We start from the raw sequence: 24422 nt of genomic DNA on the forward strand, positions 1-24422 counted from the left end.
ATGCCGGCCGATCTCTCCTGGACGGCGTCACCCCGACGGCTCCGCAACCGCTGGCGCCGGCCACATCGGCCGCTTCCAGCGGGAAAGCTTGGCTTTGATCGCCTGCAGCGCCTCGGCCGCATGAGCAAGGCGCGCACTTGGCAGCAGCAGGAGATCGACCATGGGCTCCGCCGGTTGGGCCAGGCGGGGCTTGTGGCCGCTGTCTCCGGCCATGAAATCATAAAGGCTGTCGCCGCGGGCCAGCGCGTCCTCGATGGCCAGACAATGGCTGACCAGGCCAGGCTTCCATCGGTTGTCGGCAGGACAGCAAAAGCCGCTTTGGTAATTGTACACCCGACCGCCCCAAGCCAAGTTATACAGATAGCCGATGGTGGTGGCACCGGCGGCGATGCGGCACAGGCGCACCATACCGGTCGGCACCGCGCGGGCGATCAGGCGGTGGTGAAAGCCATCCACCGCCGGAGACGCAAAAGCACCCGCTTGGCCGCGGGCCGACCAGCGGGCGGTGTGCAAGTTCTTGAGCGCGGCATAAAAGGCCAGAGCCTCCTCCACCGTGCTGGCGTTCTGCACAGTGAGAGGCCCCAGCGCAGCATAAAGCCGCAGCGAGCGGCGCAGGGCTGCGCGCGTGCCGGCGCCCAGTGTGGCCAGATACCCCCCACCCCCACCTTGCCGGATGGCTGTCAGATCGACCTGATAGACCGTGGTGGTTCGGCGCCTCAGCACCCCTCCGCCGGCCTGAGCGGCGGCCCTGGCCAGGGCCGTGGCGGTCGGTTCGGCCAAGCCGGACAGCCGCACCACCCGCGCCGCCCCGATCCGACGCAGCAGGCCGGCCACGCAGGCGGTCATCGCCGCCGCATGCCACCGCCGGTCGATGAGCAGGCCATTATACTCAATGGTCAAGGCATCATACCCAGGGTCGCCGGTCTCATGCAGGAACAAGCGTCGCTCCGCCAGCCGGCCTCTTCCCCCCGGTAAGACCAGGCCAAGGGCGACCACGCTCCCAGGCAGGACCCCTGAGATCGCCTCTCGCGCCGTACCGCGCAGGACCAGCGGTCTGGTGCCGGCCGGGAGCCCGTCCAGCCAAGCGCCAATCCACAGCCAGGACAAAAACACCGAGCCGTCGGCTCGGGCTTCCAGCGCGCGCCACTCCCGCTCCAGCGCGCCAACGTCCCGCAGAGGGGTCAGCGTCACCTCAACCTGCTCCGGGGTTGCGGGGCCCTCTTCGGGCGGGATCGGTGGGGGGGGATGGCGGCCCCCCTGCCGGAGCGGCGGCAGACGCATCATCAGTTGCCGATCCTGGTCAGCAGCACATGGGCCTCGTCCCGTTCGGCAAAGGGGGCCGGCGAGCTCACCACGGCCTGCAACAGCGTGCGCGCCTCGTCCGTCTTGCCGGACAGCGCCAAAGCGGCGGCAAAGTGATACTGGATTTCCGGACGGTTGGGGGCGGCCAGCGCAGCGCGGCGCAGCAAACCCACCCCCTCCTCCAGCCGGCCGGACGTCGTGATGATCCAGCCGGCGGTGTCGATCACGTCCACCACGCTGGGCGCAAGCGCCAGGGCTTGACGGGCAATGCCGAGAGCGGCCGGATCGTTCAGCTTGAATTTCGCCCAGGCCAGATTGTTGAGGATGGCTGCCTGATCCGGCGCTTGGCGGGCCAGTCGCTCATACTGCACCGCGGCGGTGCGGAAATCGCCCTCGGCCAGCGCCTGCTCGGCCAAGGCGGCGCGCACCGCACTGTCGCCCGGATGTCCGGCCAGCCAGCCGGCCAGCTCCGCCTTGCCCTGCTCCAGCTCGCCGAGGCCGCGGCGCAGAGCAAAGCGGGCCAGTTCAAGCGCCGGATCGGGGGTGCGCGCCAGGGCCTGGGTCAGGACCGCCACGGCTTGCGGGCGTTTGCCGGTGGCGCCCAGCACCTCCGCCTCCAAGAGCACCGCGGCGACCGGAGCGGCGGCCGCCATCCGCTGCGCGACCGCCAGGGCCTCCACCGGCTGGCCGGCTTTGAGCTCCAGGGCAATGAGCCCGCGTGCGGCCGGGAGGTTGGCCGCATCCTGGCGCAGAACCTCGCCGAACGCGGTCCGAGCCTCCGCAAGACGCATCATGCCGGCCGCCAACCGGCCGAGGGCCAGGCGCGGGCGGCTGTCGGTGGGGGTGAGGGCACTCCACGCCTTGGCGGCGGCGAGCGCCTGCTCGGGGCGGCCGGCGTCGGCAAAGCCCCGCACCACCGCCTCCAGCACGCCGGCATCACGCGGATGGCGCGCTTGCAGCGTCTCCAGCACGGCGATCGCGTCGGCGGGACGTTTGCCAGCGAGATACTGCCCGGCAAGCTGGATCGGCAAAGCGCGCGCCAGGGCGGGGCTGCCCGGTGCCGCGACCGCGCGTTCCAGCAAAGCGATGGCGTCGGCCCGTCGGTTTTGCTCGATCATCAGCTGGGTGTACAGCCGGACCAGCGCCTCGGCGTTGGTGCCTTTGAGGTCTGGATCGGCAGCCAACCGCGTCACCAGAAAGGCTTCCGCCTCGCCAGCCTTGCCCATCCGGCCATAGGCGCGCACCAAGCCGGCGGCGGCTGGCGGAAAATCGGTCGCAAGCTCAAGGGCACGCGTGAAGCTCACCACCGCCGCCGCCTCATCCCCCTGCCCCATCTGCACAGAGCCCAGCAGGTTGAACGCCTCGGCACTGGCAGGGGCGGCCTCGGTCAAGGCGCGGGCCTTGTCCAGCGCTTGGTCATACTGGTGCGAGGACAAGAGATCGGCGATCAGCAACCCATCGAGCGGGCTGGGGCCGGAGGCCAGCGGCGCCTCGCCGGCAGAGCGGGCGTCCAACACCGCCAGCGCGCGGGCGGCTTCGGCGCCGAGCGGGCCCGGCCGCTGCGCCAGACGGCGGAAGGCGGCGGATGCATTGGCGTAATCGCCGGCCCGCAGATAGGCACTGGCCAATTGCCGGCGCAGCACGGCGTCGTCCGGTTCCTTGTCCAACAAGCTCGACAGCAGATCGATCGCACCGTGATGGTTGCCGATCGTCAGCCGCAGTTCGGCGACCAGCCGCTGGATGTCCTGGCGATCGGGGACGGCAGCGATCGCGCGCGACAGCAGCATTTCCGCCTGCACCGGCTGGCCGCGCTGGGCCTTGATCAGCCCGCCGATCATGTCGGCCTGGGGGCTGTTGGCCATCTGCCCTTCGATTTGGGTGTAGAGGCGGTCGGCCTCCTCGGCCTTGCCGGTGGCCAGGGCCTGGGCGGCCTGAACCAGGATGGTCATGGGATGGGCGGGCGCCAGGGCGACGGCGTGGCGCACATCGTCCTCAGCCTCGCCCCCCCGTCCAGCCTGGATCAGCACCATCGCGCGCGCCAGCGGCAGGCGGACGTCCTTGGGAACGGCTTGGCGGCCCTGCGCCAGCGCATCAAGCCCAGCGGACAGGTCGCCGGCACGCACCAGCAGGTCGCCCTTCAGCAGCCAGGCATCGGCCAGGCCGGCGTCGCGGCGGAGCGCCTCCTCCAGCATCCGCCGGGCCTCCTCGCGGCGGTTGCGCAGCAGATCGACCCGCGCTGCCTCCAGATAGGTTGCCCCGTCGGGAGCCAGGGCGAGCGCCTCGCTCAGCAGCGGCTCGGCCTCGTCGATGCGGTTCAACCCGAGCAGGGCCTGAGCGCGGACGGTGAGCCTTTGCGTGCGCAAGCCCGGGTCGGCAGCCTCACCGCCAACACCCTGCAAGGCCTCCTCCAGCTTGCCGAGGCGCACCAGCACGCGGCCAAGCAGGAGGTTTGTGCGCTCGGTGGGGCGCAGCGCCAAGGCGCGACGCAGCTCCTTTTCGGCTGTTGCCAGATCGCCCTGACGCAGGCTCAGCTCCCCCAGCATCTCGCGCGCCTCGGCAAAGTCAGGGTCACGCTGCAGCGCGTTGCGCAGTTGGATGATCGCGGCGTTGATGTCACCGCTCGACACCTGACGCCCGGCGTCGACAAAGAATGTTTCAGCCGCCGCATCGCGGGCGGCATGGGCAAGCGCCGGCAAAGCGGTGGCGGCCAGAACGACCAGAGGGGCGATGATGGCAGCACCAAAGCCGGCGCGCCGGCCAAGAAGGGGGCGTGGATTGTGGGTCATGCGGTGACTTTCTGGTCAATCGGGGCTGGAGCCTCCAGGCTGCCCGGCTCAACGCCGTGCTCCTTCAACAGGCTGTAGATGGTCGGCCGGCTGACCCCGAGGATCCGGGCCGCCTCCGACAGGGTGCCGCGCGCCATCAACAAGGCATCCTGCAGCGCCGCGCGTTCCGCCGCATCGCGCGCCGCGCGCAGCGTGCGCGCTCCGGCCTCGACCGGCGCTGCGCTGGCAAGCCCGAGATCCTCAGCGGTGATGCAAGCGCCCTCGGCCAGCACGACGGCACGCTGGACCCGGTTTTCCAGCTCACGCACATTGCCGGGCCAGGGGTGGCGGCGCAGCGCGGCAACGGCGTCAGGCGCAAAGCGCAGGCGTGCCCGGCCCTGGGCGCGGCAGAAGCGGTCGGTGAAGAGATTGGCCAGCACGACCGGATCGTCGTCACGCTCACGCAAGGGCGGAATTTGCACCGCCATGCCAAACAGACGGAAATAGAGGTCTTCGCGGAACTGCCCCTGCTTGATGGCCGCCGCCAGGTCGCGGTTGGTGGCGGAGATGACGCGCACGTCCACCGCGATGCTGTCGCGCCCGCCCAAGCGCTCGATCCGTCGGTCCTGCAAAAAGCGCAGCAGCTTCGCCTGGATGGGGGCGGGCATGTCGCCGATTTCATCCAGGAACAAGGTGCCACCACTGGCCAGCTCCACCTTGCCCTTGACCTGACGCACCGCACCGGTGAAGGCGCCTTTTTCGTGGCCGAACAGCTCTGATTCCAGCAGGGTCTCGGGGATGGCCGCGCAGTTCAGCGCGATGAAAGGTTTGCAAGCGCGCCGGCTCAGCGTGTGGGCGGCGCGGGCGAACAGCTCCTTGCCGGTGCCGCTTTCCCCCAGCAGCAGCAGATTGACGTCGGTGGGGGCCACCTTCTCAACCGTGCGGCAGACCTGGAGCATCGCCGGGCTGGCCGTCACGATGCCCGCGAGGCCGGAGCGGTTGGTGGCGCGCAGCGCCCGGTTCTCCGCCTCCAGCCGGTGGACATGGAAGGCGCGCTGGACGATCAGCGCCAGCTCTTCGCCATCGATGGGCTTGTGGTAGAAATCATAGGCGCCGGCACCAACAGCGGCAATGGCATTGGCGCGGTCGCCATTGCCAGACACCACAATCACCTTGGTGTCGGGTGCGCAAGCCAGGATTTCCTCCAGCGTGCGCAAGCCCTCCGCAGCGCCGTCCAGGTCGGGCGGCAGGCCAAGGTCGAGGGTCACCACGGCCGGCTTGTGCCGCTCGAGCATCGTCACGGCTTCGGCGCGGCAGCCCGCGCTCACCACCCGGTATGGTTTGAACAGCCACCGCAAGCTGGTGACGAGGCCGGGATCGTCATCGACGATCAGCAGCACTCCCGGTTCGACGGGGGTCGGGTCGCAGATGTTGGCCATTGCTCGCTTCACGGCTGGTTGAGGCAAGGGACGGGAGAGAGGCTGACAGGAGAGCGCAAGGCTGGGGCGCCAAAGGCAGGTCGATCTGAATGGTCGTGCCGGCGCCGGGCCGGCTGTCGACGGTGAAACGGCCGCCGGCCTGTTCCACCAGATCGCGGCTTTGATACAGCCCGAGGCCGTAACCACCGGGCTTGCCCGGGTGAAAGGGGGTGGCAAGACGGGTGCGCACGAAGGCCTCGGCCATGCCGGGTCCAGCGTCGCGGATCTCAAGACGAGCGCGGTCGCCGTCACGCAAACAGGAGATGCGCACGGGCACCGCCGGCCCTGCCGCCTCGAAGGCGTTCTGCAAGAGGTTTTCCAGCACCGCCGAAAATGCCAGGGGCTCCACCGCCACGCGCAGCCCGGCCTCCAGGCCGGTGATGGTGACGGTGGGAAACAGCCGTTGCTTGAGGTCGATCGTACCGCGCACCAGGGCGGCCAAATCCACCGGCTCGACCTGCTGTCCCTCACCGCGCTGCTCCTCGGCGCGGTGATCGTTCAAGCGCTGCAGCATCAGCCGCATTTTCTCCACACTGTGCTGCACGGTGGCGATCAGGTCACGGCGGAAGTCCGGATCATCGGCGTGCAGGTCGGCCTGCCGGATGATCAGGTGCAGCTGGCTGACCAGATTCTTCAAATCATGGGCGATGAAGGTGACGCCCTTGCTCACCCGTTCAAACCGCCGCGCCTCGACCAGCGCTTGGGTCGCTTGCTGTTCGGCGATGTAGCTGCCGAGCTGGACGCTCAGCACCACCAGCAGCTCCTCGTCCTCCCAGGTCAGCCGCCGCGGCACACGGGGACGCCCCAGCAGCACAGCCCCGAGCACCGTCTTGCCGACCGCAAGCGGCACCACCAGCCAAAGCTCAGCACGCGCCGCCAGGCGCTGCTCATCCTCTGGGCCAGCCGCTTGTCCGGCCAGCTCCACGGTCTTGCCGGTCGCCAGTAGACGGGCGGCCACCGCGTCCGGCAAGCTGGTGATGCTGGCGGTGCTCGGCCAATTCCATCCGTCGCGTAGGGTGAACACATCGTCCGGCCCCCGCAAGAACAGCGCCCCCGAGGTGCATTCAAAAATGTCGGCGACAGCCCGGATGACACGGTCGTGCAGATCATCGCGATCGCTTGAGGAGGCGCTCATGGTGGCGATGAAGCGCAGCCATTCGCGGCGGTAATCATGCATCAGCGGCAAATAGTTGCGGCTGATGACCAACCGCACCCACAGCCGGGCCTGCCGCGATGCCAAGAGGGTCACCATCAGCAAAAGCGCACCGACCAGCAGCGCCACCTGCAAGGCCGGGCCTGAGGGCAGCCCGGTCTCCCGCAGCAAATAGCCGAACACGGCCACGCAGCTCAGATAAAGGCCGCTTCCCAGCAGCATGGTGGAATGGACGATCAGCGCCGGGCTGGCAGCCGCGCTGCGCCCGAGGCGGTCGGGGGTGGGGGCTTGGTGCTTCAAACGCGCCAGCGACACCACCATCAGCGGCACCGCCAGCCCATCGACCAAGGGCCGGGCTGCCGACAACATGGGCTCCACGCTGGGGAGCATCAGCGCCTGGGCGGAGACAAACAGATCATAGCACAGGATGCCGCCGATCCCGATCAACAGGTGCTTGCACGCCCATTGCATCGCTTCACTGGATTGGCGGAACACATTGTCCGCGATCATCAGCGCCACGACATCGAGGATGAGGCGGGCCATCACCTCTGGCTTGACCGCCGCAACTGCCCTGGCCGGGTCAACGCCGAGGTGGGATGCCAGGAGGACGGCCAGAGGCACCACGGTCAACGCGCCAACCCCCAGCACCAGCGGATGGTGATGGCGCACAAGTCCGCAGCGTCCGCGTACCCGCCACAGCAAAGACAGCAGCGCCAGCGTCCAACCGGCCAGGCGCAACGGCTCAGCAAGCCGTGCGGTCAGAACGGCCGGCTCGCCAAACAGCGGCACCACGGCGCAAGCCGCCGCCCCCAGGCAGCCTGCCGCGGCGGCGACAAGCAGCCAGCCGGCTCCTGCGATGCCTGGTGCGGTGGCGCCACCGCTGGCGACCACCGCACCCAGCAGCACCGCGTTGGCCAGAAAGGCGACGATCTCGGTGAAGCCGGTGGGGGGGATCAGGCTGATGGTCATGACGGGGCCGTCATCGGGCCGAGCGTGCGTCGGCTGGCATGGCGTCCGCCGGCTGGGTGCCCTGCCCGGCTGGCAGCGGTCTTGCGAGGGCAATGCGGGAAAACAACGCGATCTGGTCGCGCGTGGTCTGCTCCCAGGAGAAGCGTTCGGCATGCGCGCGGGTGGCGGCTCGGCCGGGATGACAGCGCTCGAGTGCCTGAAGCGCCTCCACCACCGCGTCGACGGAGCGCTCGCGCATCAGCACGCCGGCCTCCGCACCGCTCACCACCTCCGGCGTTCCCCAAACCGCCGTGGCGACCACCGGCGTGCCGCAGGCCATGGCTTCAAGAAGAACATTGGCCCAGCCCTCGCGGCTGGAGGCCAAGACCAGGGCGTCGGCGGCGTTGTAGAGGGGCGGCAGTTCGTCGTGCGGCACCGCGCCCAGAAAGCGGACGCGGTCGGCGACAGCCAGCCGCGCAGCCAGCGCCTCCAGCATGGCGCGGTCGGGACCGCTGCCGGCGATGATCAGCTCCCATTCCGGCAACCGGGGCAGCGCCTCAATGGCATAGCGATGGCCTTTGCGCTCGATCAGCAGGCCGACCGACACCAACAGCTTGCGCTGCACACCAAGCCGGGCGCGGATGGCGGCCCGACCGTCGGGCTCGGGGGCCGGGCGGAAGCTGTGCAAATCGACGCCATTGCGAATGACCTGGATTTTGTCGGGGTCCGAGCCCAGCTCAATCAACGCATCCTTCAAGGCGCCGCACACGGTGATCAAGCCGGCCGCCTGGCGGGTCGCCCATTGGATTTGTCGGCGCGGCAAGCTGTAGCGGGGGATCAGGCTGACGTCGCTGCCGCGTGCGGTGATGACGACCGGCACGCCGAGCTGACGCCCGAGCAAGGCCGCCGCCACACCGTCGGGATAAACATAATGGGCGTCGATCAGGTCGATTGGTCCCGGCGGGTCGTGCTCGACCGTGCGCCGCAAGGCGGCATAAAGCAGGGCTGGGGCCACGCTCATGCCGATGTGCGGGATCGTCAGATAGCGCGGGTGGGTGAGGGCAATGCCATGGCGATCCTCCGCTGCTGGCACGCGGGCGTGGGCGGCATAACGGCCAAACACCGGGTTGGCCGAGGGGAACCAGGGGACCGGTGCAATCACCTTCAGATCCACCGCCCCACTGCTGACGAGTGCGCGCAGCCGGTTCTCGACGAAAATCCCGTGGCTGGGGGCGGCGGCGTTGGGGTAGAGCGTGGTGATGGTCAAAAGACGCAGGCGACGATCGGCGACGGGCTGATCTTCCACTGCATGGCCTGAGGCGACTGCTGTCATGAACTGCTCCCCGGCGTCCGGTTCCGCCCGCCAATTGCCGCGAGCTGGTGAGATCCGCACTTACCACGGGTAGAAGATACCTCCAATTTGCAGAGGTCTCGCCGCTTCTTGCGGCTGCTGATCGCGCACGGAGAGGGTAAGCCTGATGACGGCATGCTCCACAAGATCGTCTCGGCTAAAGCTCAAACATCGTGACGTCTGCGGGAAGGCGGCTATGGTCGAAGCAGCAATCGGCAGTGAGGGGGCGCGCAAGGCGGGGGGGGTGGCCCTCACTGTGAGGCATGGCGCGAGGCATGGTGCAGGGAATGACGCAGGAGGCGATGGCCCGCTCACCTTGCTGCATGTTTTCTCCAGCTTCGGCAGTGGCGGAGCCGCGGTGCGCTTCGTGCGGCTCGCCAACCGGCTCGGCCCGCGCTACCGGCACCGCATTCTGGCGCTCGACCAGCGTCGGGACAGCGCCGCCCTGCTGTCGCCCGAGCTCGATGTCGCCTTCTTGGAGCAGGAGATGCGCCCCGGCAAGGCTGGTGTGGCCGCCAATCTGAGGATCGCCCGCCGCGTGTTGCGGGAGCTGCGTCCGGATCGGCTGCTCAGTTACAATTGGGGAGCGGTCGAATGGCCGCTGGCCAACCGCTTGGCACCCTTGTGTCCCGCCATCCATTTCGAGGACGGCTTTGGCCCGGAGGAGGCCGATGGACGTCAGCTGCGCCGTCGCGTTTGGATGCGCCGGCTGGCGCTCGGTGGCGCACGGGTGGTGGTGCCGTCGCGCGTCCTGCGCGACATCGCCCTCACTGTGTGGCGCCTGTCGGCCACTCAGGTGCTGCACATCCCCAATGGCATCGATGCCGACGCGCTCACCCCCGTCGGCCTGCGCGACCGCCCCCCGGCCGAGCTGAGCATCGGCTGCGTTGGCGCCTTGCGTCCGGAGAAAAATGTCGCCCGGCTGGTGCGCGCCCTGGCACTGCTGGCGCCGGAGCGGCGGCCATGGCTGCACCTGATCGGCGATGGTCCGGAGCGGCCGCGGCTGGAGGCTTTGGCGGGGGCGCTGGGGGTGGCCGAGCGTGTCGTCTTCACCGGGCATGTTCGCGACCCGCTGCGGCTGCTGGCTGGCTGTGACCTGCTGGCGCTGTCCTCCGACACCGAGCAGATGCCGCTGAGCGTGCTGGAGGGTATGGCCCTCGGATTGCCGGTGCTGTCCACCGATGTCGGCGATGTGCGGGAAATGGTGGCTCCGGCCAACTGCCCACTGATTGTGCCCAAGGACGAGCGGTGTCTGGCCGCCGCCTTGGAGGAGATCCTGGCAGCGCCGGAGCGTCGCCGCGCGCTCGGGCAGGCCAACCGCGCGCGGGTGCAAGCGCTGTATGGCGAAGACCGCATGGTTGCCAGCTATGACGCCTTGTTCTCCGGCGGCCTGGCCGGAGCCGCGGGCCGGGGCGGGGCACATGACCGATTCCCGGCCTGAACCGACGGCCCTGACCGCCACCCCGCCTGGCTGGGCGACGCCGCTGCATCGTCGCCTCGCCCGCCCACGGATTTGGCGTGTCTTGCGCTGGGTGGGCGGGGCGGGGGTGGCGACGATGGTGGCGCTCTCCACCCCTGCCCTGTCCTATCGCTTCATCAACACGCTGCAGGAGGACCCCGCCCTCACCCCCGCGGAGTTGGCGCGGTTTCACGCCGACGCCATCCTTGTCCTGTCGGCGGGACGCAGCTGGAGTGCACGGGAATATGGGCTGCAACCGGCGGCGGGCGGCATGCCGGACGCGCTCTATCTGGAGCGGCTGCACTATGGTGCTTTCCTGGCCGGCCGGACCGGTCTGCCGCTTCTGGTGTCAGGCGGGCTGGGAGACGGCGGCGCGGTTCCCTCGCTGGCCGCAATCGGCCGCACGACCTTGGAACGCGACTTCCACCTGTCCGACGTGCGTGTCGAGGAGCGCTCGCGCACCACGGCCGAGAACGCGCGGGAAAGCGCTGCGATTGCCCGGGCGGCCGGGTGGCGACGGGTGTTCTTGGTGACGCACGCCTGGCATATGCCGCGCGCCAAGGCAGCGTTCCGAGCCGCTGGTCTGGAGGTGGTGCCGGCGCCGACCGCCTTTGTGCATGGCGGCGGGCTGGAGGCCGATGCCCTGCTGCCCAGCCCGCGTGCGCTCACCCGGTCGGCCTACGCGCTCCATGAATGGATCGGCCGGTTCTGGTACGCGCTGCGCGACGGGCATCCGCTCTGAGCGGGCGCGAGCCGGCTGTGAGCCCCTCCTGGTGGCGGTCCCCCCGCAGTTGGCCCCAGGGTGCGGGTCCCCCGCCAGCGCTGGTCTGCGCGCCACCTGTGTCGCCACCAGCCTGCAGGGACGGCAAGCGCAAGCCCTGACATCCTCTCCGCCCTGGAAGGGCAGAGGTTCCGGTGAGGTGTATGGCCCGACAATCACGGTGAGAATGGCGACAATCAGGATGAGAATGGAATGCCGCCGTCGTGTCGGAGGTCGGGCGTAGCCCGGCCGGAGGCACGACGGCGGCATCGGCGCCTTTCTGTTTGGGAAAGGCGCTGCTGGCGGAAGCGGTGAACGCAGCCAGGATCGAGGGTCTTCACGCCAATGAGGAACCCCGACCTTGCCGGGCCGACACATCACCGACCAGCAAATGAGGCTCTACATGAAATACCGGTCCTCCAACACCCCCGCGATTGCGGCAGCAAAAGCCGGGTTCAGCCCGGCGACCGCCTATCGCATAGACCAGGATCCCAGCCCGCCATCGACCAAGAAGACACCACGGGGGCGCCGCCGACCCGATCCGTTGGCTGGCTTCTGGGACAGCGAGGTGGTGCCGATGCTCAAAGCAGCACCGGGGCTACGGGCGATCGCCGTGTTCGCCGAAATCCGTCGGCGGCATCCGGACCTGAGCGAAAGCGTTCGCCGTACGCTGGAGCGCCGCATCCGTGCTTGGCGAGCGGTGAATGGCCCAGATCAGGACGTCATCTTCCGCCAGGATCACGAACCCGGCCGGATGGGCCTATCGGATTTCACTGACATGGCGACTCTGGCAGTTACCATCGCCCAGCAGCCGCTCGATCACCGCCTTTACCATTTCCGCCTCGCCTACTCCGGCTGGGAGCACGCCCACGTCGTGCTGGGCGGGGAAAGCTTTGTCGCTCTGGCCGAGGGGCTGCAGAACGCTCTCTGGTCGCTCGGCGGCGTGCCGGCTGATCATCGCAGCGATAGCCTGTCGGCTGCATTCCGTAACCTGGATCGCGAGGCCGCCAAGGATGCCACTCGCCGCTATGAAGAGCTCTGCGCCCACTACGGCATGAGCGCCAGCCGGAATAACCGCGGTGTCGCCCACGAGAACGGCAGCATCGAAAGCCCCCATGGCCACCTCAAGCGCGCGGTGGAGGATGCGCTGCTGTTACGCGGCAGCCGCGACTTCACCGACTTGGCGGCCTACCGCCGCTTCATCGACGAGGTCGTGGGCCAGCAGAATGCTCGCCGGATAAAGGAGGTCGCGGTGGAGCGGGATGCCCTCAAACCCTTGCCCCCCGATCGAACCCGCGACTTCGAACGAACCATCGTCTGTGTCACCTCCAGCGGCGGCTTCACCCTGCGCAAAGTGTTCTACACCGTGCCCTCGCGCCTGATCGGGCATCGCCTGCGGGTTCATCTGTTCGATGATCGGCTCGACTGCTTCTTGGGTGGAACGCACGTGCTGAGCCTGCCGCGTGGACGCTCGCGCGGGAACGGCAAGCATGGCCATGTCGTGGATTACCGCCACGTCATCCACGCCCTGCGGCGCAAGCCGATGGCGCTGCTCAATCTTGTCTACCGTGACCAGCTGTTCCCTCGCCAAGCCTACGCCCGGGCCTTCGAGGCCTTGCTGGCTGCCGGCGACGAGCGGCGGGCTTGCGCCACCACGGTGGAGTTGCTGTCGCTGGCCCACGAACGGGGCTGCGAAGCCGCTTTGGCCCAACTCTTGGAGATCGAATTGGCGGCCGGCCGGTTGCCCGACTTGCAGGATTTGCGCGAGCGCTTCCAGGCTCCCACCGCCGCCCTCACCACCGTCACCGTCGATCTCGTGCCGCTCAGCGTCTATGACGAGCTGGGCACCGTTCGCCCGGGAGAACCAGCATGACTGCGGCTGATCCTATCGACGCCGCCCGCCTGTCGCTGGCGCTCGGCGATCTGCGCCTGCCGGCTATCAAGCTGATCTGGCCCGACTTTGCCGCGCGAGCCGACAAGGAGGGCTGGCCTGCTGCCCGCTTCCTGGCCGCCCTAACCGAACATGAGATCGCTGAACGCGCTCGCAGGCGTGTTGAGCGTCACCTCGACGAAGCCCGCCTGCCACCTGGCAAGACCCTGGAGAGCTTCGAGTTCGACGCGGTGCCCATGGTTAGCAAGGCCCAGGTGATGGCCTTGGTTGCCGGCGACAGCTGGTTGGAAAAAGGCGCCAATTTGATCCTGTTCGGGCCACCCGGCGGGGGCAAGTCGCATCTAGCCGCCGCCATCGGCTACGCCCTGGTGGAAAATGGCTGGCGCGTGCTGTTCGCCCGGACCACCGATCTGGTGCAGAAGCTGCAGATCGCCCGACGTGACCTAAGCTTGGAGTCGGCGATCGCCAAGCTGGACAAATACCACCTGCTGATCCTCGATGACTTCGCCTACGTCGCCAAGGATCAAGCGGAGACCAGCGTCATCTTTGAGCTGATTGGCTCCCGGTACGAGCGGCGCTCCTTGTTGATCACGGCAAACCAGCCCTTCGGCGACTGGGGCAAGATCTTTCCCAGCCAAGCCATGACGCTGGCTGCCATCGACCGGCTGGTTCATCACGCCACCATCTTCGAGATGAACGTCGAAAGCTACCGGCGACGAGCAGCACTGGAGAGAAAACGGGGACCTGGACGCCCGCCCTCGCGCGCGACAATCAACTCCAACCTGATTGACGCTCCGCGACAGGACCCTTGAAACCCGCCTACTGCAGCGTCAATCATGCTCCTGCCGCGACCCCAGACCGTCTCATCCTGATTGTCGCGCTCTCCATCCTGATTGTCGCGCCATACGCAACAGGCGCAGGTCTGGCTGGTGTGGGCGGCGGGCACCTCCACCAGCTTTCCGCCGCGATCCGCCACCTTGTCGGCCAGCAGGGTGCGGAACAAGCCCCATCCCTGATCGAGAATGGCCCGGTTCAGTCCCGCCTTCTGCCGGACCCGGCGGCCCGGCTCCGCGACCGTGCCCGTCGCCGACGCAGACAGGCTCCGCACCGGCAACCCCTCCACACCGACCACACCGTGAGTCTTGGCGATGATCGTGCTGTGCTTGTGGAGAAAGTCCTTGCGGGCGTTCGCCACCCGCATCTGAATGCGCGCGATCCGGCGCACCGCCTTGCGGCGGTTGGCCGATCCGTGCGTCTTCCGCGCCAAGGCCCGCTGAGCCTTGCGCAGCGCCCGCAGCGCCTTTTGGCCGTGGTTGGCCGGAGCGATGCCGGTGCCGTCGCTGAGCGCGGCGGTAACCAAGTACCGCCGCCGCGTGTTCACCAAAGCCGTGCTCGACGATGCCCGCACCATTTTCGCGTCGGTGTGCGCCGACTTCGGCGCTGAACTCATCGAGATGGATGGTGAGGACGACCATGTGCACCTCCTCGTGACCTACCCGCCAAAAGTGGCGGTCTCGACGCTGGTGAACAGCCTCAAAGGCGTGTCCAGCCGCCGCCTGCGCCAGAACCATCCGGCCTTGGTTCACCGCTACTGGAAGGGCGTCCTGTGGTCGCCCAGCGACTTCGCTTCGTCTTGCGGCGGAGCCCGATCAGCATCATCCACCAGTCCATCGAGCAACAGCGCACCCCCGGCTGAACCTGATGTCGACGCGGACGCGCATCTGCGCCGATCTCCGGCCTGAACGCCGGAGCTTGCGGCGGTGAACTCCGGGTCACACGCCGTGCCGATCCCGGCCCTTCGGGTCGATCATCAGGCGATTGATGTACATGTCTGTGTGATTGGTTTGCGGCACTGTCATCGGCACATAGCGAAACGCATAAATTGGCAGAAGAGAATATTGGATTTGCAGGATGAGGCGTGGCCGGTTGACCGGAACCATGCCGCAATGAATGCCGTACACATCGGCAAGAAAGCTTGTGCCGCGCGGGCCCAGAATGCTCCGCAAGCTGCTTGTGCCATACTGGTCGATAAGCTCTGCTTGGCTATAGGAGCGGGCGAAAACGGGGCTTGGCACGCGGTGGGAGCCGGCAACATAGGTGTGCGGCCCCGACTCCTGATCAACGTCCGTGAGATAAATGAACAGTTTGACCGTCCGCCAGTCATCGAGGTCACGATGAAAGCGTTGAACGTCTGTTGCAGGGTGGGGTGTCGGATATGACCAGCGTATGCCGATGCTGGACAATGTTGGTTTGCAGCCCAAATACTCGGCCGCAACGCGCAACACCATCGGATGGTTGGCCAAAGCCAGGATGTGAGGGCAATGGAGAACGGTTTCCAAAGGGTATGGAGCAGTGCGAGTCCCAATCGGAAGATCTGAAACCAAGCAGCGCTGCGCATCGGGTCCGACGACCTCTTTCGTCTCCAAAAAACTCAAAATTTCCCGAAGGGCATCATCCTGCACAAGGGGAGTCAGGATCGCATACCCGTCACGCTCAAGATCGGATATGACAGAGGTCTGGTGTGGGTGGTCTGCGACGTCTTGGATGTCCATAGGATGCAAGATGGCAATGGACCGCGCGATGGCCTTTGCCACGATGCCGCGCATCGGCCGATGCTGGACAATTCTTTGCAAGTAATACAGCAGGCTGTTGACTGGTGAAAACCCCACCCCTGGGGTGAGTTTGGCATACTCGATCATGATGCAGTCCAGCGATTGATTAAAACGTGTATAAGCGCCCACACTCCTGCTGGCCGCCCCAGCCCCCTTGAAGGACGCCAGCAACGCCGCATTCGTCACCAAACTGGTCTTCGGTTATGCTAAATACTTACAATACCCGCAAAAGGGGCCAGCCTTTGCAAGCTGACCAAGCCTTTGCTGCAAGCGCACACTGATGTGTTGTTTTCAGAAAATGTAAAACAAGGAAGATGCTCAGAGACTTGCCGTGATGCGGTCGAGGAGCGGACGCCAAGCCGGGCTGGCGTGCTGGAGCCAAACTCCGGCGAGCAGGACGACGGCCGCCACGCCGGCCGTGGCCAGAGCGGTCCAGGTGGTCTTCTGTCCCTGGCGGCGTCCGCCGCGAGAGCGGGGCCTGGTTGCCCCACTGTCAGCAAGCCGTTGCTCCAGCGCTGCCAAGCGAGCGAACAAGGCAGTCTGCTCCGCTTGGTGGGCTTCGGCGAGGGTGGTCAGACGGCTGGCTGCGGCGTTGGTGTGGGCCAGCGCCAGGGCGGCTTGCTCCGACCAGTGCTGAAGTGCCGCTGTCTGCGTGTCCAACGCGTCCAGCATCTGTCGGACATCTTGTGCCAGCAGGACCACCGTGGTGGTGGGGTCGCCTGGTGTGCTGTTCAGGGGAGGGAGCCGGCTCAGCCGCTGCCGGAATTCCGCTGCCAACTCTTCAAGCATCGGCTCGTCTTGGCCGCTGGTGCGGTCTTTCCCGGTCATAGCGTCCCCGCTGGTCGGTTCGTGACCGAATTGCGCAAACACAGCTGTTGTGCACGCGCAGTTGGCCGGTCAGTACACAAATGATACAAAAAAACTCGGCTGTGGCGATGACGCTTCCGTCCACACAACTTCAGGGGGGAGAGTCCTGTATTGGGTACCCATCCAACCGGCTTTATGCACCAAGGTGGTGCTCGGCTTCACCGGCAAACAGACAACCTCAACGTCGACCACCGCACCAGTGGGGACGGAATGCGGGCGGAGGTGATGATGACTGGGGCGGTGGGTCACGCTGCCCTGGCTCTGAGGACCGCGCGCCCCTGCCAGACCTGGTGAATTTTCCCGGCTAGCTCTTTTGGTCGAATTCCCCACAAAGGCGAGGTTCCTTACGCTTGGTGCAAAGGAATAAGGGACACAGCGATGTTGCAGGACATCAAGAAACTTCGATTGCGTCTGCAAGAAAAGAAAATAAAGGAGTTCAAACGGCGCCTGCCCTTCGGCGATCTTCTCACTGACCGTTGGGACAACGCCAGGGAATATGGCTTTGGGGAAGGAACATCATGCTACGACAGTGTCCTCATTCTGGGTGATGTGAAGATTGGTAAAAACACATGGATAGGTCCTGGTGTCATCCTCGATGGGACCGCTGGCCTCGTCATCGGCGATCATTGCGATATTTCTGCTGGCGTACAAATCTATACACACAACACTGTTCGACGCTGCGTCACACTGGGGCGAAGTGAGATGGACAAAAAGCCAACAACAATTGGGAATGGCGTCTATATCGGGCCGAACAGCATCATACAGATGGGCGTCACCATAGGCGACTGCGTGGTTATCGGCGCCATGTCCCTGGTCAACAAAAACATACCGTCGAGAACAAAAGCTTGGGGATGCCCCGCACAAGTCGTCGGTCAGCTTGATCCAAATTTCTAGCGCCGCAAACCCGATCCCTCACGGCTTGCCGTTACCCACATCTCGGGGGCTTCATCTCTCCAGCGAGTTGAGCGCCGAGCATGAGCAGGAAGAGGTGCTCAAAGCCGAGCCACAAGGTCTGCCAGCCTGGCTCGCCATCGCCTTTGCGGGCCAGGAAACCGCCAAGGCGAGCAACGCCGCGCTGAAAGTCACGGTGACTGGCGACGGCGGCCGGGCTCGTCCTCAAGGCGGCGGTCAGCAGCCGGACCGCACTGTCCGGCTCATCGCTGGCAGCCTGTGGGGTACAGCGTGCTGCCTCGCGGATTTGCAGAAGGCGGACAGCCACGATGGACAAGAATCTGACATCCTCTCCGCCCTGACGGGCGGAGGGTCCGGTGAGCTGTGGATCGGCGTCCAAGCTCGGCTAGTATCTGAAGCTGGCTACCTTGTTGAACTCATGAGATAAAGTCTCTGACAGGTGGCGTTTCATCGGCGTCGATGCAGGGCCACTCAGCGGTGGGAGTTCTCTATCAAAATCAACAATGTAAGCCGTCCTCCCATCTGGCCGTGATTGGGCGCCGATCCACAGACTCAGATAAGAAACATCACTCGCAGCTGGGTTCCGGGGCCAACCGTCCATTGTGGTTCCCCGCCAACCTGTTCGGCAAGCATGGCGATCAACTGAAGACCGGAGGCCCGTGTCTGCCCCTCCGGAATGCCAATGCCATTGTCGGCTAGGGTGAGACAAACGGACCCCGGATGTGGCACGTCCAGATCGAGCGTGATCGTCCCTGCTCCTTCGGGGAAGGCATGCTTGGTGCTGTTGGTGACGAACTCGTTGGCGATCAGACCGAGCGACACCGCCGTGTTGTGGTCGACGTAGACCTCACAGACGCTTGCCCTGAGGGTGACCTCCCCGGCAATGCTCCGCCCATACAAGGCGACTGCATTTGTGCAGAGCTCTTGCAGGTATCCGCCCAATTCGACTGTCCCAACTCGGCTGGTCTCGTAGAGGCGGCTGTGGATGAGGCGCAGCGCCTCAACACGGCCTTGCAGTTCACCAAGGATGCGGTGGGTCTCGGCCCCGTTGGACTGGCCGCTCTCCAAAGCGATCAGGCTCAGGATTGCCTGGAGGTCGTTCTTCACCCGATGTTGAAGCTCTCGCATCGCCGTCAGGCGCTCTTCCTCCGCACGTCGCAGATGGGCATCGGTGGTCTGCATCGACTCGTATGCAGATTCCGACTGAAAGCGGCCACGGTTTCCGACGCCAAAGCGGCCAGTATTCCGATCGCAAGCCGGCCGGCATTCCGATTTGAAGGCGGCCACCATTCCGACATGAAACCGGCCACCCTTCCGCTGTGAAGGCGACCGGCACCATCGTCGGCATGATGATGGCGTCTTCCCCGCGAGGAGAGCTTCCATCAAGCACCGCCTCCTGATCCAACCGACAGGAGGAGCGGATGCCAGCCTTGAGGCTTTCCATGCGGCAGATCCGTGAATTGTTTCGCCTGAAGTTCGGCAGCCTGCTGCCGACCAGCGATCGCCAAATCGCAGCCCAGCTCGGTGTCGCGCGTAGCACCGTGGCGGAGTACCTGGAGCGCGCCCATGCCGCCGGCCTGTCCTGGCCACTGCCCCCCGACCTCAGCGATGCCGAGCTGGAGGAGCGGCTGTTCGCCCGTCCGAACATTCGCCCCGGCGTCCGCCGGCGTCCGGAACCCGACTGGGCGGCTATGCACCGCGAACTCAAACGCCCGGGCGTCACGCTGATGATCCTGTGGGAGGAGTACCGTGCCGCTCATCCCGACGGCTACGGCTACAGCCGCTACTGCGAGTTGTACCGGGAGTTCGAGGCGCGGCTCGCCCCCAGCATGCGCCAGCCCCATCTGGCCGGCGACAAGGTCTTCGTCGACTACTCCGGCAAGACGCTGCCCATCCGCGATCCCGCCACCGGCGCCGTGCGGCCCGCCCAGCTCTTCATCGCCGTGCTGGGCGCCTCCAACTACACCTACGCCGAGGCGACCTGGACCCAGACACTGCCCGATTGGATCGGGGCGCATGTCCGCATGTTCGAGGACCTCGGCGGTTGCCCGCGCCTGATCGTGCCGGACAACCTGAAAAGCGGCGTCCTCAAGGCTTCCTTTTACGACCCGGAGCTCAACCGCAGTTACGCCCACATGGCGCACGCCTACAGCGTCGGCATCCTGCCGGCGCGTCCGCGTCGTCCACGTGACAAGGCCAAGGTGGAAGCCGGTGTGCGCATCGCCCAGTACTTCATCCTCGGCCGGCTGCGCAATCTGCCGTTCTTCTCCTTGGCCGAAGCCAATGGCGCGATCGACCGGGTGCTGGAGGACCTCAACACACGGCCCCAGCGCCGCCTCGGGCTCAGCCGCAGGGAGTTGTTCGAACAGCTTGATCGGCCGGCGCTGCGGCCGCTGCCCGACACGCCCTACGAATACGCGGAGTGGAAGCTCGTGCGCGTCGGCCCCGACTACCATGTCGAGGTCGCCGGCTTCTATTACTCGGTACCGGCGACGCTGATCCGCCAACAGATCGACGCACGCCTCACCGCCACCACGGTGGAGTTCTTTCACCGCGGCCAACGGATCGCCGCCCATGCCCGCCGGCACGGCGGCGAGCGCCACAGCACCGTGCCCGAGCACATGCCGGCGGCACACCGCCGCTACGCCGAGTGGAGCCCCGAGCGTTTCGAGCGGGACGCCGGCGACCTTGGCCCCAATACTGTGGCGTTGATCCGCGCCATCCTCGCCAGCCGGCCGCACCCGGAACAGGGCTTCCGCACCTGCCGTGGCGTGCTGAAGCTGTTTCGCGGCCCCAACCGGGCCCGCGCTGAGGCGGTGAGTGCCCGGGCACTGGAGATCGGCGCCACCACTGCCGACAGCATCGCCTCGATCCTACGCAACAACCTGGACCGGGTTCGCTCCACCGCCCGCCCCGAGGCGCCGGCGCTGGACCACGCCAACATCCGCGGCTCGCGGTACTTTCATTAGGAGCCCACCATGCTTTCCCATCCCACCTTCGACCAGCTCAGCGACCTGGGGCTGCACGGCATGGCCAAGGCGTTGCGCGAGATGCAGAACAACCGCGAGGCCGGCACCCTCAGCCATGAGGAATGGCTGGGTGTGCTGCTTGATCACGAGGTGACGCTGCGGCGGCAGAAACGTTTCGAAGCACGCGCCAAGAGCGCCCGGCTGCGCCATCCCGCTGTGATCGAGGATGTTGATTTCCGGGCGCCGCGTGGGCTGGACCGCGCGCTGTTCCAGAAGCTGGCGACCTGCCGATGGATCCACGACCACCAGAACGTGATCATCACCGGGCCGACCGGCATCGGCAAATCCTGGCTGGCCTGCGCGCTTGGCCACCGTGCCTGCCGCGAAAACCTATCGGTACTCTACCAGCGGATGCCCCGGCTGTTCGAGACCCTGGCCCTGGCACATGGCGACGGCCGTTACGCCCGCCTGATGCGTGGCTTCGCCCGCGTGCGACTTCTCATCTTGGACGACTGGGGACCAGAGCCGCTGAACGCAGAGCAGCGCCGCGACCTGCTCGAGATCGTAGAGGACCGCTACAACGCCGGCTCTCTGCTGATCACCAGCCAAATCCCCACGGACCGCTGGCACGAACTCATTGGGGATCCGACTCTCGGGGACGCGATCTTGGACCGCATTCTTCACAACGCCTACCGCATCGACCTCACCGGAGACTCAATGCGCAAGCCGCGACGCCAGCCAGCCCTGGCCGACGGAGAGTGACGAGACCGCCGGGCGCCCCCGGAGCTCCACAGGCACCTCCCAGGCAAGCCGGCCGCTCTCTAGCGTGATGAGGCGCGCTCGCGACCGGCTTGCCCGGGGCCCTCCTATGGATTCCGGGGACGCCCTCCACCTCGACATGATCATGGCGGCTTGACCCGACGCCATGCTCATGCGACACGAAAAACGCCTCGCGGGGATACGCCACCCCGGCCGCTTTCCTTCGGAACGCTGGCCGGCTTCAGTTCGGAACGGTGGCCGCCTTCAAATCGGAATACCCGGCCGGCTTCATCGGAATCTGCACTCGTACACCGAGGCCAGTTCCGCAAGATCGATACTCGGTGACGGCGGCAACTTCGCCCCCGGCTCCCGCATAGCGTCCACCACCCGCGCCAATCCCATGACAGCCTGGGATAGCCGACGTGCGGAGACCAGCACCAGGAGCGACGCGAACCCGAGTGCCAGGACGCATACCGTCGCCGCCACCATCAACGAACGGCGCATCGGGGCTTCGAACACCTTGGCAGGAGCGGCAAAGGCAACGGTCCACCCTGAGACGTGCGAGCGCGCAAAAGCCAGCGACAGCGGTTCTCCTTCCAGCGCTGGGCCTGACGCGTGGCCCTCTGGTGCCGTTCGAATGGCCTCCCGAACCCAGTCGGGAGCCAATTTCCCGACGGAGCTTTCGGCGGCGCGAGTGCGAGCAACGACGACGCCGTCCCGGTCGATGATCCCGGCCACCCAGCCGGACGGGATTCGTTGCTCGTGCAGGAGTGCCTCCCACTTGGTCGCCGTGACGGCGGCACCGAGCACATATTGTCGCCCGTCCGGCCCGCGGGCCGGTACGAACACCACCGCGACCGGGGCACGGGCAATCGGCCCGTACAAGAGGTTGGACACCTGCGGCTGGCCTGTGAGCAGTGCTGTGTTTATCCAGGGGATGACAGCGTCCGTTCCGGCTGCGGGAGCCCCGTAGGAAATGGCGGTGGTAAAGAGGATCTTGCCCGTATCATCACGCAAAATCACGTGCGACCAATAGGGATGATGGGTCATGACGTCCTGAGCGATGCGGTGCAGCCGTTCGGGGTCGGCATTCTCCTTCATGGTCGACACCAGGCTTTGCAGGGCGGCCGTGGTGACAAGAAGCTGCTGGTCGAGGGCGGCAGCGATGGCCTGGACGGTCCGACCCATCTCCGCCTCGGCTAGCCGCCGCTGGGATGTCATGTTCCATGCCAACAAGCCCAGTGTGATCAGGGCCATCGATGCCAAGGCCGCGACCACGACGCGGAGAAGATGGCCACGGATGTTTTGCCGCGGTGCCGAACCCAAGGGCGGTTGCGCCTTGGTAGAGGCTGACGCGCTCATCGGAACCGCCCCATCTTGGTTGAGCGATGCACCAGCAACCTCGCTGCTGCCCTTGATCACAGAAGCCGTCATCTTACCAGGATGAGCTCAATGAGATTTGATTAATCACTTGAAGCGCAAAGAATTTGTTTTTGGTCAAGGGGCATGACGATTGGTACGTCGCCACCCTCGTGCAGGTGATCACTCCGTCGGCTAAAGCGCGGCGGCTTCTCGGACAAGCTCCGCGGCAACCCGCCCGCTTGGCGTCCGAAGGCCCGATCCAGGCCTGAATTTGTTGTGCCCGAAGGCCCGGAACTCGATGACGGACGCCGCCGCCACGTCGCGGTCTTCGACCAGACCGCAGTCCGGACACCGGTGCACGCGATCGGCCAAGGTCTTTTCGACCTTGGCGCCGCAGCATGGGCACTCTTGCGATGTGCCGCGCGGATCGACGGCGACCATCAGCTTACCGGCTCTCTCGGCCTTGTCAGCGATCAGCGCCCTCAACAGGCCCCACGCAGCGTCCAACACGTCCTTGGCCAGCATCGAGCGGGCCCAAGCCTTGAAGGTTGAAGTCTTCGACCGCGATGCGGTCGAAGTGGCGACGATGTCCGCCGCCAGCGTGTGCGGCTCATCGGCGCGGCGGTTGGCGGCCTTGCGGCTATAAGCCGCCAGACGCGCCGTCGCCGTCTTCCGGCGTTTGCTCCGCAGATCCGGTTTGCGGCTGCGAGATACCGCCCGCTGGCGCAGCCCCTTGGCGGCCGTCTTGGTCCAGTTCGGCCGCTCGACCAGAGTGCCGTCCGACAGCGCCGACAGTCCGGCGTCGAGGCCGACGGCCCAGTCAGCGAGTGCGCCACCGGCACATCGAGCTGGAACACGACAGACCACGTGCCGGCCTGGCGGGTGATGACGACGGCCGCGCCGCATGCCGCACCCGGTGGCCAGTCGCGGTGCCACTTGACTTTCACCAGGTCTGGAACCCCGATGATCGACACCCGTCGCCCCGGCTTCATCGTCAGGCCATCATCAAAGCGGAAGTCGGCCGCGTGAAAGCGGGCGGACGCTTTGAAGCGCGCAAAGCCAACCTTGGCGCCACGCTTCACACGACCGAAGAAGGCAGTGAAGGTCTTGGTGAGCCAGCGCAGCACCTGCTGCTCGGCTGAGAACGAAGAGGTGCCCAGCTCCGGCACCTCGGCGCGCAGCAGCTTGAGTTCGTCGGCCTGGGCCTTGTCGGTCAGTGAAACGCCCTGCCGGCGATAGGCCTCGATGCGCTGTTGAAGCCCGGCGTTGTCGAGCTGGCAGACCCAAGACAGCATCTCGTCGAGCGCTTCGCGCTGACCCCAGTTCGGGTGGATGCGGTATGTGTCGCTGAGAAGCATAAGCGTCGCGCTGTTCTGTGTTCGTTCTGATATGGGCCCGCCCGAGCGCTTGGCAAGTTTGCGGGCCGAATTCTCCTGCCGGCTAAAGCGGGCAGTCCCCTTCGGCGTCCATGATGGCTCGCCGGACGGCCGGTAGCGTTGGGTGTGGCGGCGGCCCAGCCCCGGCGGTTCGCCGTTGCCATCCTTGGGCTGGAAGCACTTTATGCTGGCCCCGTTCGCCATCGGGCTTGAACCGGTGTGGCGCCTCGATGGCTCACCGATCAGCGCGGCGTCCACCGAGAAATGCTCGTCCGAGAGCAGCCCTTTGACCCGCGGCCGATCACGTGTGCCTGCCACGTTAAGCGAATGTTTCAATCTCCCGAAATTTCCCAGAAATAAATTGCGCTACCACGAATTAAAGAGTGGCGCTCCATCAATGACGCTGCGAGAATTTGCTCCGCAGACTTTAATTTATATCTACACTCTATTCCATAGAA

At 66.2% G+C, this 24422-nt stretch carries 20 protein-coding genes and 1 pseudogene; 9 read left to right on the forward strand and 12 right to left on the reverse strand.

The window, feature by feature from the left end; genetic code table 11:
- Window positions 1–27: 27 nt before the first annotated feature.
- The 5 genes from M5E06_RS30885 to M5E06_RS30905 all read right to left on the reverse strand — a co-directional run bounded on the left by M5E06_RS30885 (window position 28) and on the right by M5E06_RS30905 (window position 8979).
- Window positions 28–1191, reverse strand: a complete 1164-nt coding sequence (locus tag M5E06_RS30885) for a GNAT family N-acetyltransferase (protein WP_252141521.1) — start codon at window positions 1189–1191, stop codon at window positions 28–30.
- A gap of 92 nt (window positions 1192–1283) precedes the next feature.
- Window positions 1284–4088, reverse strand: coding sequence for an XrtA/PEP-CTERM system TPR-repeat protein PrsT (gene prsT / locus M5E06_RS30890; RefSeq protein WP_252141522.1), 2805 nt, complete (start codon window positions 4086–4088; stop codon window positions 1284–1286).
- Window positions 4085–5506: a PEP-CTERM-box response regulator transcription factor gene (gene prsR, locus M5E06_RS30895; RefSeq protein WP_252141523.1), complete on the reverse strand. Its 1422-nt coding sequence runs from the start codon at window positions 5504–5506 to the stop codon at window positions 4085–4087. Before prsR ends, prsT begins: the two co-directional genes overlap by 4 nt.
- Window positions 5448–7667, reverse strand: coding sequence for an XrtA/PEP-CTERM system histidine kinase PrsK (prsK, locus tag M5E06_RS30900; RefSeq protein WP_252141524.1), 2220 nt, complete (start codon window positions 7665–7667; stop codon window positions 5448–5450). Before prsK ends, prsR begins: the two co-directional genes overlap by 59 nt.
- 10 nt (window positions 7668–7677) lie before the next feature.
- Window positions 7678–8979 (reverse strand): glycosyltransferase family 4 protein, encoded by a 1302-nt coding sequence (locus M5E06_RS30905; protein WP_252141525.1) that lies wholly within the window; start codon window positions 8977–8979, stop codon window positions 7678–7680.
- A 334-nt stretch (window positions 8980–9313) separates the two neighbouring features.
- Between M5E06_RS30905 and M5E06_RS30910 the strand changes: the two genes are divergently transcribed.
- The 4 genes from M5E06_RS30910 to istB (M5E06_RS30925) all read left to right on the forward strand — a co-directional run bounded on the left by M5E06_RS30910 (window position 9314) and on the right by istB (M5E06_RS30925) (window position 13919).
- A complete protein-coding gene (locus M5E06_RS30910; protein ID WP_252141526.1) occupies window positions 9314–10438 on the forward strand; it encodes a glycosyltransferase in 1125 nt (374 codons plus the stop codon).
- Window positions 10419–11198 carry a YdcF family protein gene (locus M5E06_RS30915; RefSeq protein ID WP_252141527.1) on the forward strand — a complete coding sequence of 260 codons (780 nt, stop codon included), beginning with the start codon at window positions 10419–10421 and terminating at the stop codon, window positions 11196–11198. The genes M5E06_RS30910 and M5E06_RS30915 overlap by 20 nt, the downstream gene beginning before the upstream one ends.
- A gap of 379 nt (window positions 11199–11577) precedes the next feature.
- Window positions 11578–13089 (forward strand): IS21 family transposase, encoded by a 1512-nt coding sequence (gene istA / locus M5E06_RS30920; RefSeq protein ID WP_502802020.1) that lies wholly within the window; start codon window positions 11578–11580, stop codon window positions 13087–13089.
- Window positions 13086–13919 (forward strand): IS21-like element helper ATPase IstB, encoded by an 834-nt coding sequence (gene istB / locus M5E06_RS30925; protein ID WP_252138191.1) that lies wholly within the window; start codon window positions 13086–13088, stop codon window positions 13917–13919. Before istA (M5E06_RS30920) ends, istB (M5E06_RS30925) begins: the two co-directional genes overlap by 4 nt.
- Here istB (M5E06_RS30925) and M5E06_RS30930 read toward each other — a convergent pair.
- Window positions 13814–14557 (reverse strand): RNA-guided endonuclease InsQ/TnpB family protein, encoded by a 744-nt coding sequence (locus tag M5E06_RS30930; RefSeq protein ID WP_502802021.1) that lies wholly within the window; start codon window positions 14555–14557, stop codon window positions 13814–13816. The genes istB (M5E06_RS30925) and M5E06_RS30930 overlap by 106 nt on opposite strands.
- Between M5E06_RS30930 and tnpA the strand changes: the two are divergent.
- Window positions 14460–14803, forward strand: a pseudogene (gene tnpA / locus M5E06_RS30935) (IS200/IS605 family transposase); the annotation flags it as partial. The gene M5E06_RS30930 and the pseudogene tnpA overlap by 98 nt on opposite strands.
- Window positions 14804–14879: 76 nt before the next feature.
- On the opposite strand, the gene M5E06_RS30940 reads toward tnpA, so the two are convergent.
- The gene (locus M5E06_RS30940; protein ID WP_252141529.1) at window positions 14880–15905 is read right to left on the reverse strand and encodes a phytanoyl-CoA dioxygenase family protein; all 1026 of its coding nucleotides are present in this window, start codon (window positions 15903–15905) and stop codon (window positions 14880–14882) included.
- Between the two features lie 132 nt (window positions 15906–16037).
- Entirely contained in the window at window positions 16038–16547 is a 510-nt protein-coding gene (locus tag M5E06_RS30945; RefSeq protein ID WP_252141530.1) for a hypothetical protein, read from the reverse strand.
- A 417-nt stretch (window positions 16548–16964) separates the two neighbouring features.
- Here M5E06_RS30945 and M5E06_RS30950 point away from each other — a divergent pair, with 417 nt between their 5' ends.
- Complete coding sequence (locus M5E06_RS30950) at window positions 16965–17480, forward strand: acyltransferase (RefSeq protein WP_252141531.1); 516 nt, start codon at window positions 16965–16967, stop codon at window positions 17478–17480.
- Between the two features lie 31 nt (window positions 17481–17511).
- Here the strand turns inward: M5E06_RS30950 and M5E06_RS36120 are convergent, their stop codons facing one another.
- Together M5E06_RS36120 and M5E06_RS30960 are read right to left on the reverse strand one after the other, a co-directional pair.
- The gene (locus M5E06_RS36120) at window positions 17512–17805 is read right to left on the reverse strand and encodes an IS4 family transposase (protein WP_502802030.1); all 294 of its coding nucleotides are present in this window, start codon (window positions 17803–17805) and stop codon (window positions 17512–17514) included.
- A gap of 245 nt (window positions 17806–18050) precedes the next feature.
- Window positions 18051–18680 (reverse strand): sensor histidine kinase, encoded by a 630-nt coding sequence (locus M5E06_RS30960; protein ID WP_252141532.1) that lies wholly within the window; start codon window positions 18678–18680, stop codon window positions 18051–18053.
- Window positions 18681–18940: 260 nt separating this feature from the next.
- On the opposite strand from M5E06_RS30960, the gene istA (M5E06_RS30965) reads away from it, so the two are divergent.
- Window positions 18941–20467: an IS21 family transposase gene (gene istA, locus M5E06_RS30965; protein ID WP_252141533.1), complete on the forward strand. Its 1527-nt coding sequence runs from the start codon at window positions 18941–18943 to the stop codon at window positions 20465–20467.
- 9 nt (window positions 20468–20476) lie between these two features.
- Complete coding sequence (istB, locus tag M5E06_RS30970) at window positions 20477–21229, forward strand: IS21-like element helper ATPase IstB (RefSeq protein WP_252141534.1); 753 nt, start codon at window positions 20477–20479, stop codon at window positions 21227–21229.
- A 285-nt stretch (window positions 21230–21514) separates the two neighbouring features.
- On the opposite strand, the gene M5E06_RS30975 is transcribed toward istB (M5E06_RS30970), so the two are convergent.
- On the reverse strand, window positions 21515–22648 hold the full coding sequence (locus M5E06_RS30975; RefSeq protein ID WP_252141535.1) for a cache domain-containing protein: 1134 nt from the start codon (window positions 22646–22648) through the stop codon (window positions 21515–21517).
- A 132-nt stretch (window positions 22649–22780) separates the two neighbouring features.
- Window positions 22781–23455 carry an RNA-guided endonuclease InsQ/TnpB family protein gene (locus M5E06_RS30980; protein ID WP_252141536.1) on the reverse strand — a complete coding sequence of 225 codons (675 nt, stop codon included), beginning with the start codon at window positions 23453–23455 and terminating at the stop codon, window positions 22781–22783.
- Window positions 23456–23517: 62 nt separating this feature from the next.
- Here M5E06_RS30980 and M5E06_RS30985 point away from each other — a divergent pair, with 62 nt between their 5' ends.
- Window positions 23518–23730, forward strand: a complete 213-nt coding sequence (locus M5E06_RS30985) for a hypothetical protein (RefSeq protein WP_252141537.1) — start codon at window positions 23518–23520, stop codon at window positions 23728–23730.
- Window positions 23731–24422 lie beyond the last annotated feature (692 nt).

Source organism: Azospirillum sp. A1-3 (genome assembly GCF_023806445.1).
GTDB lineage: Bacteria > Pseudomonadota > Alphaproteobacteria > Azospirillales > Azospirillaceae > Azospirillum.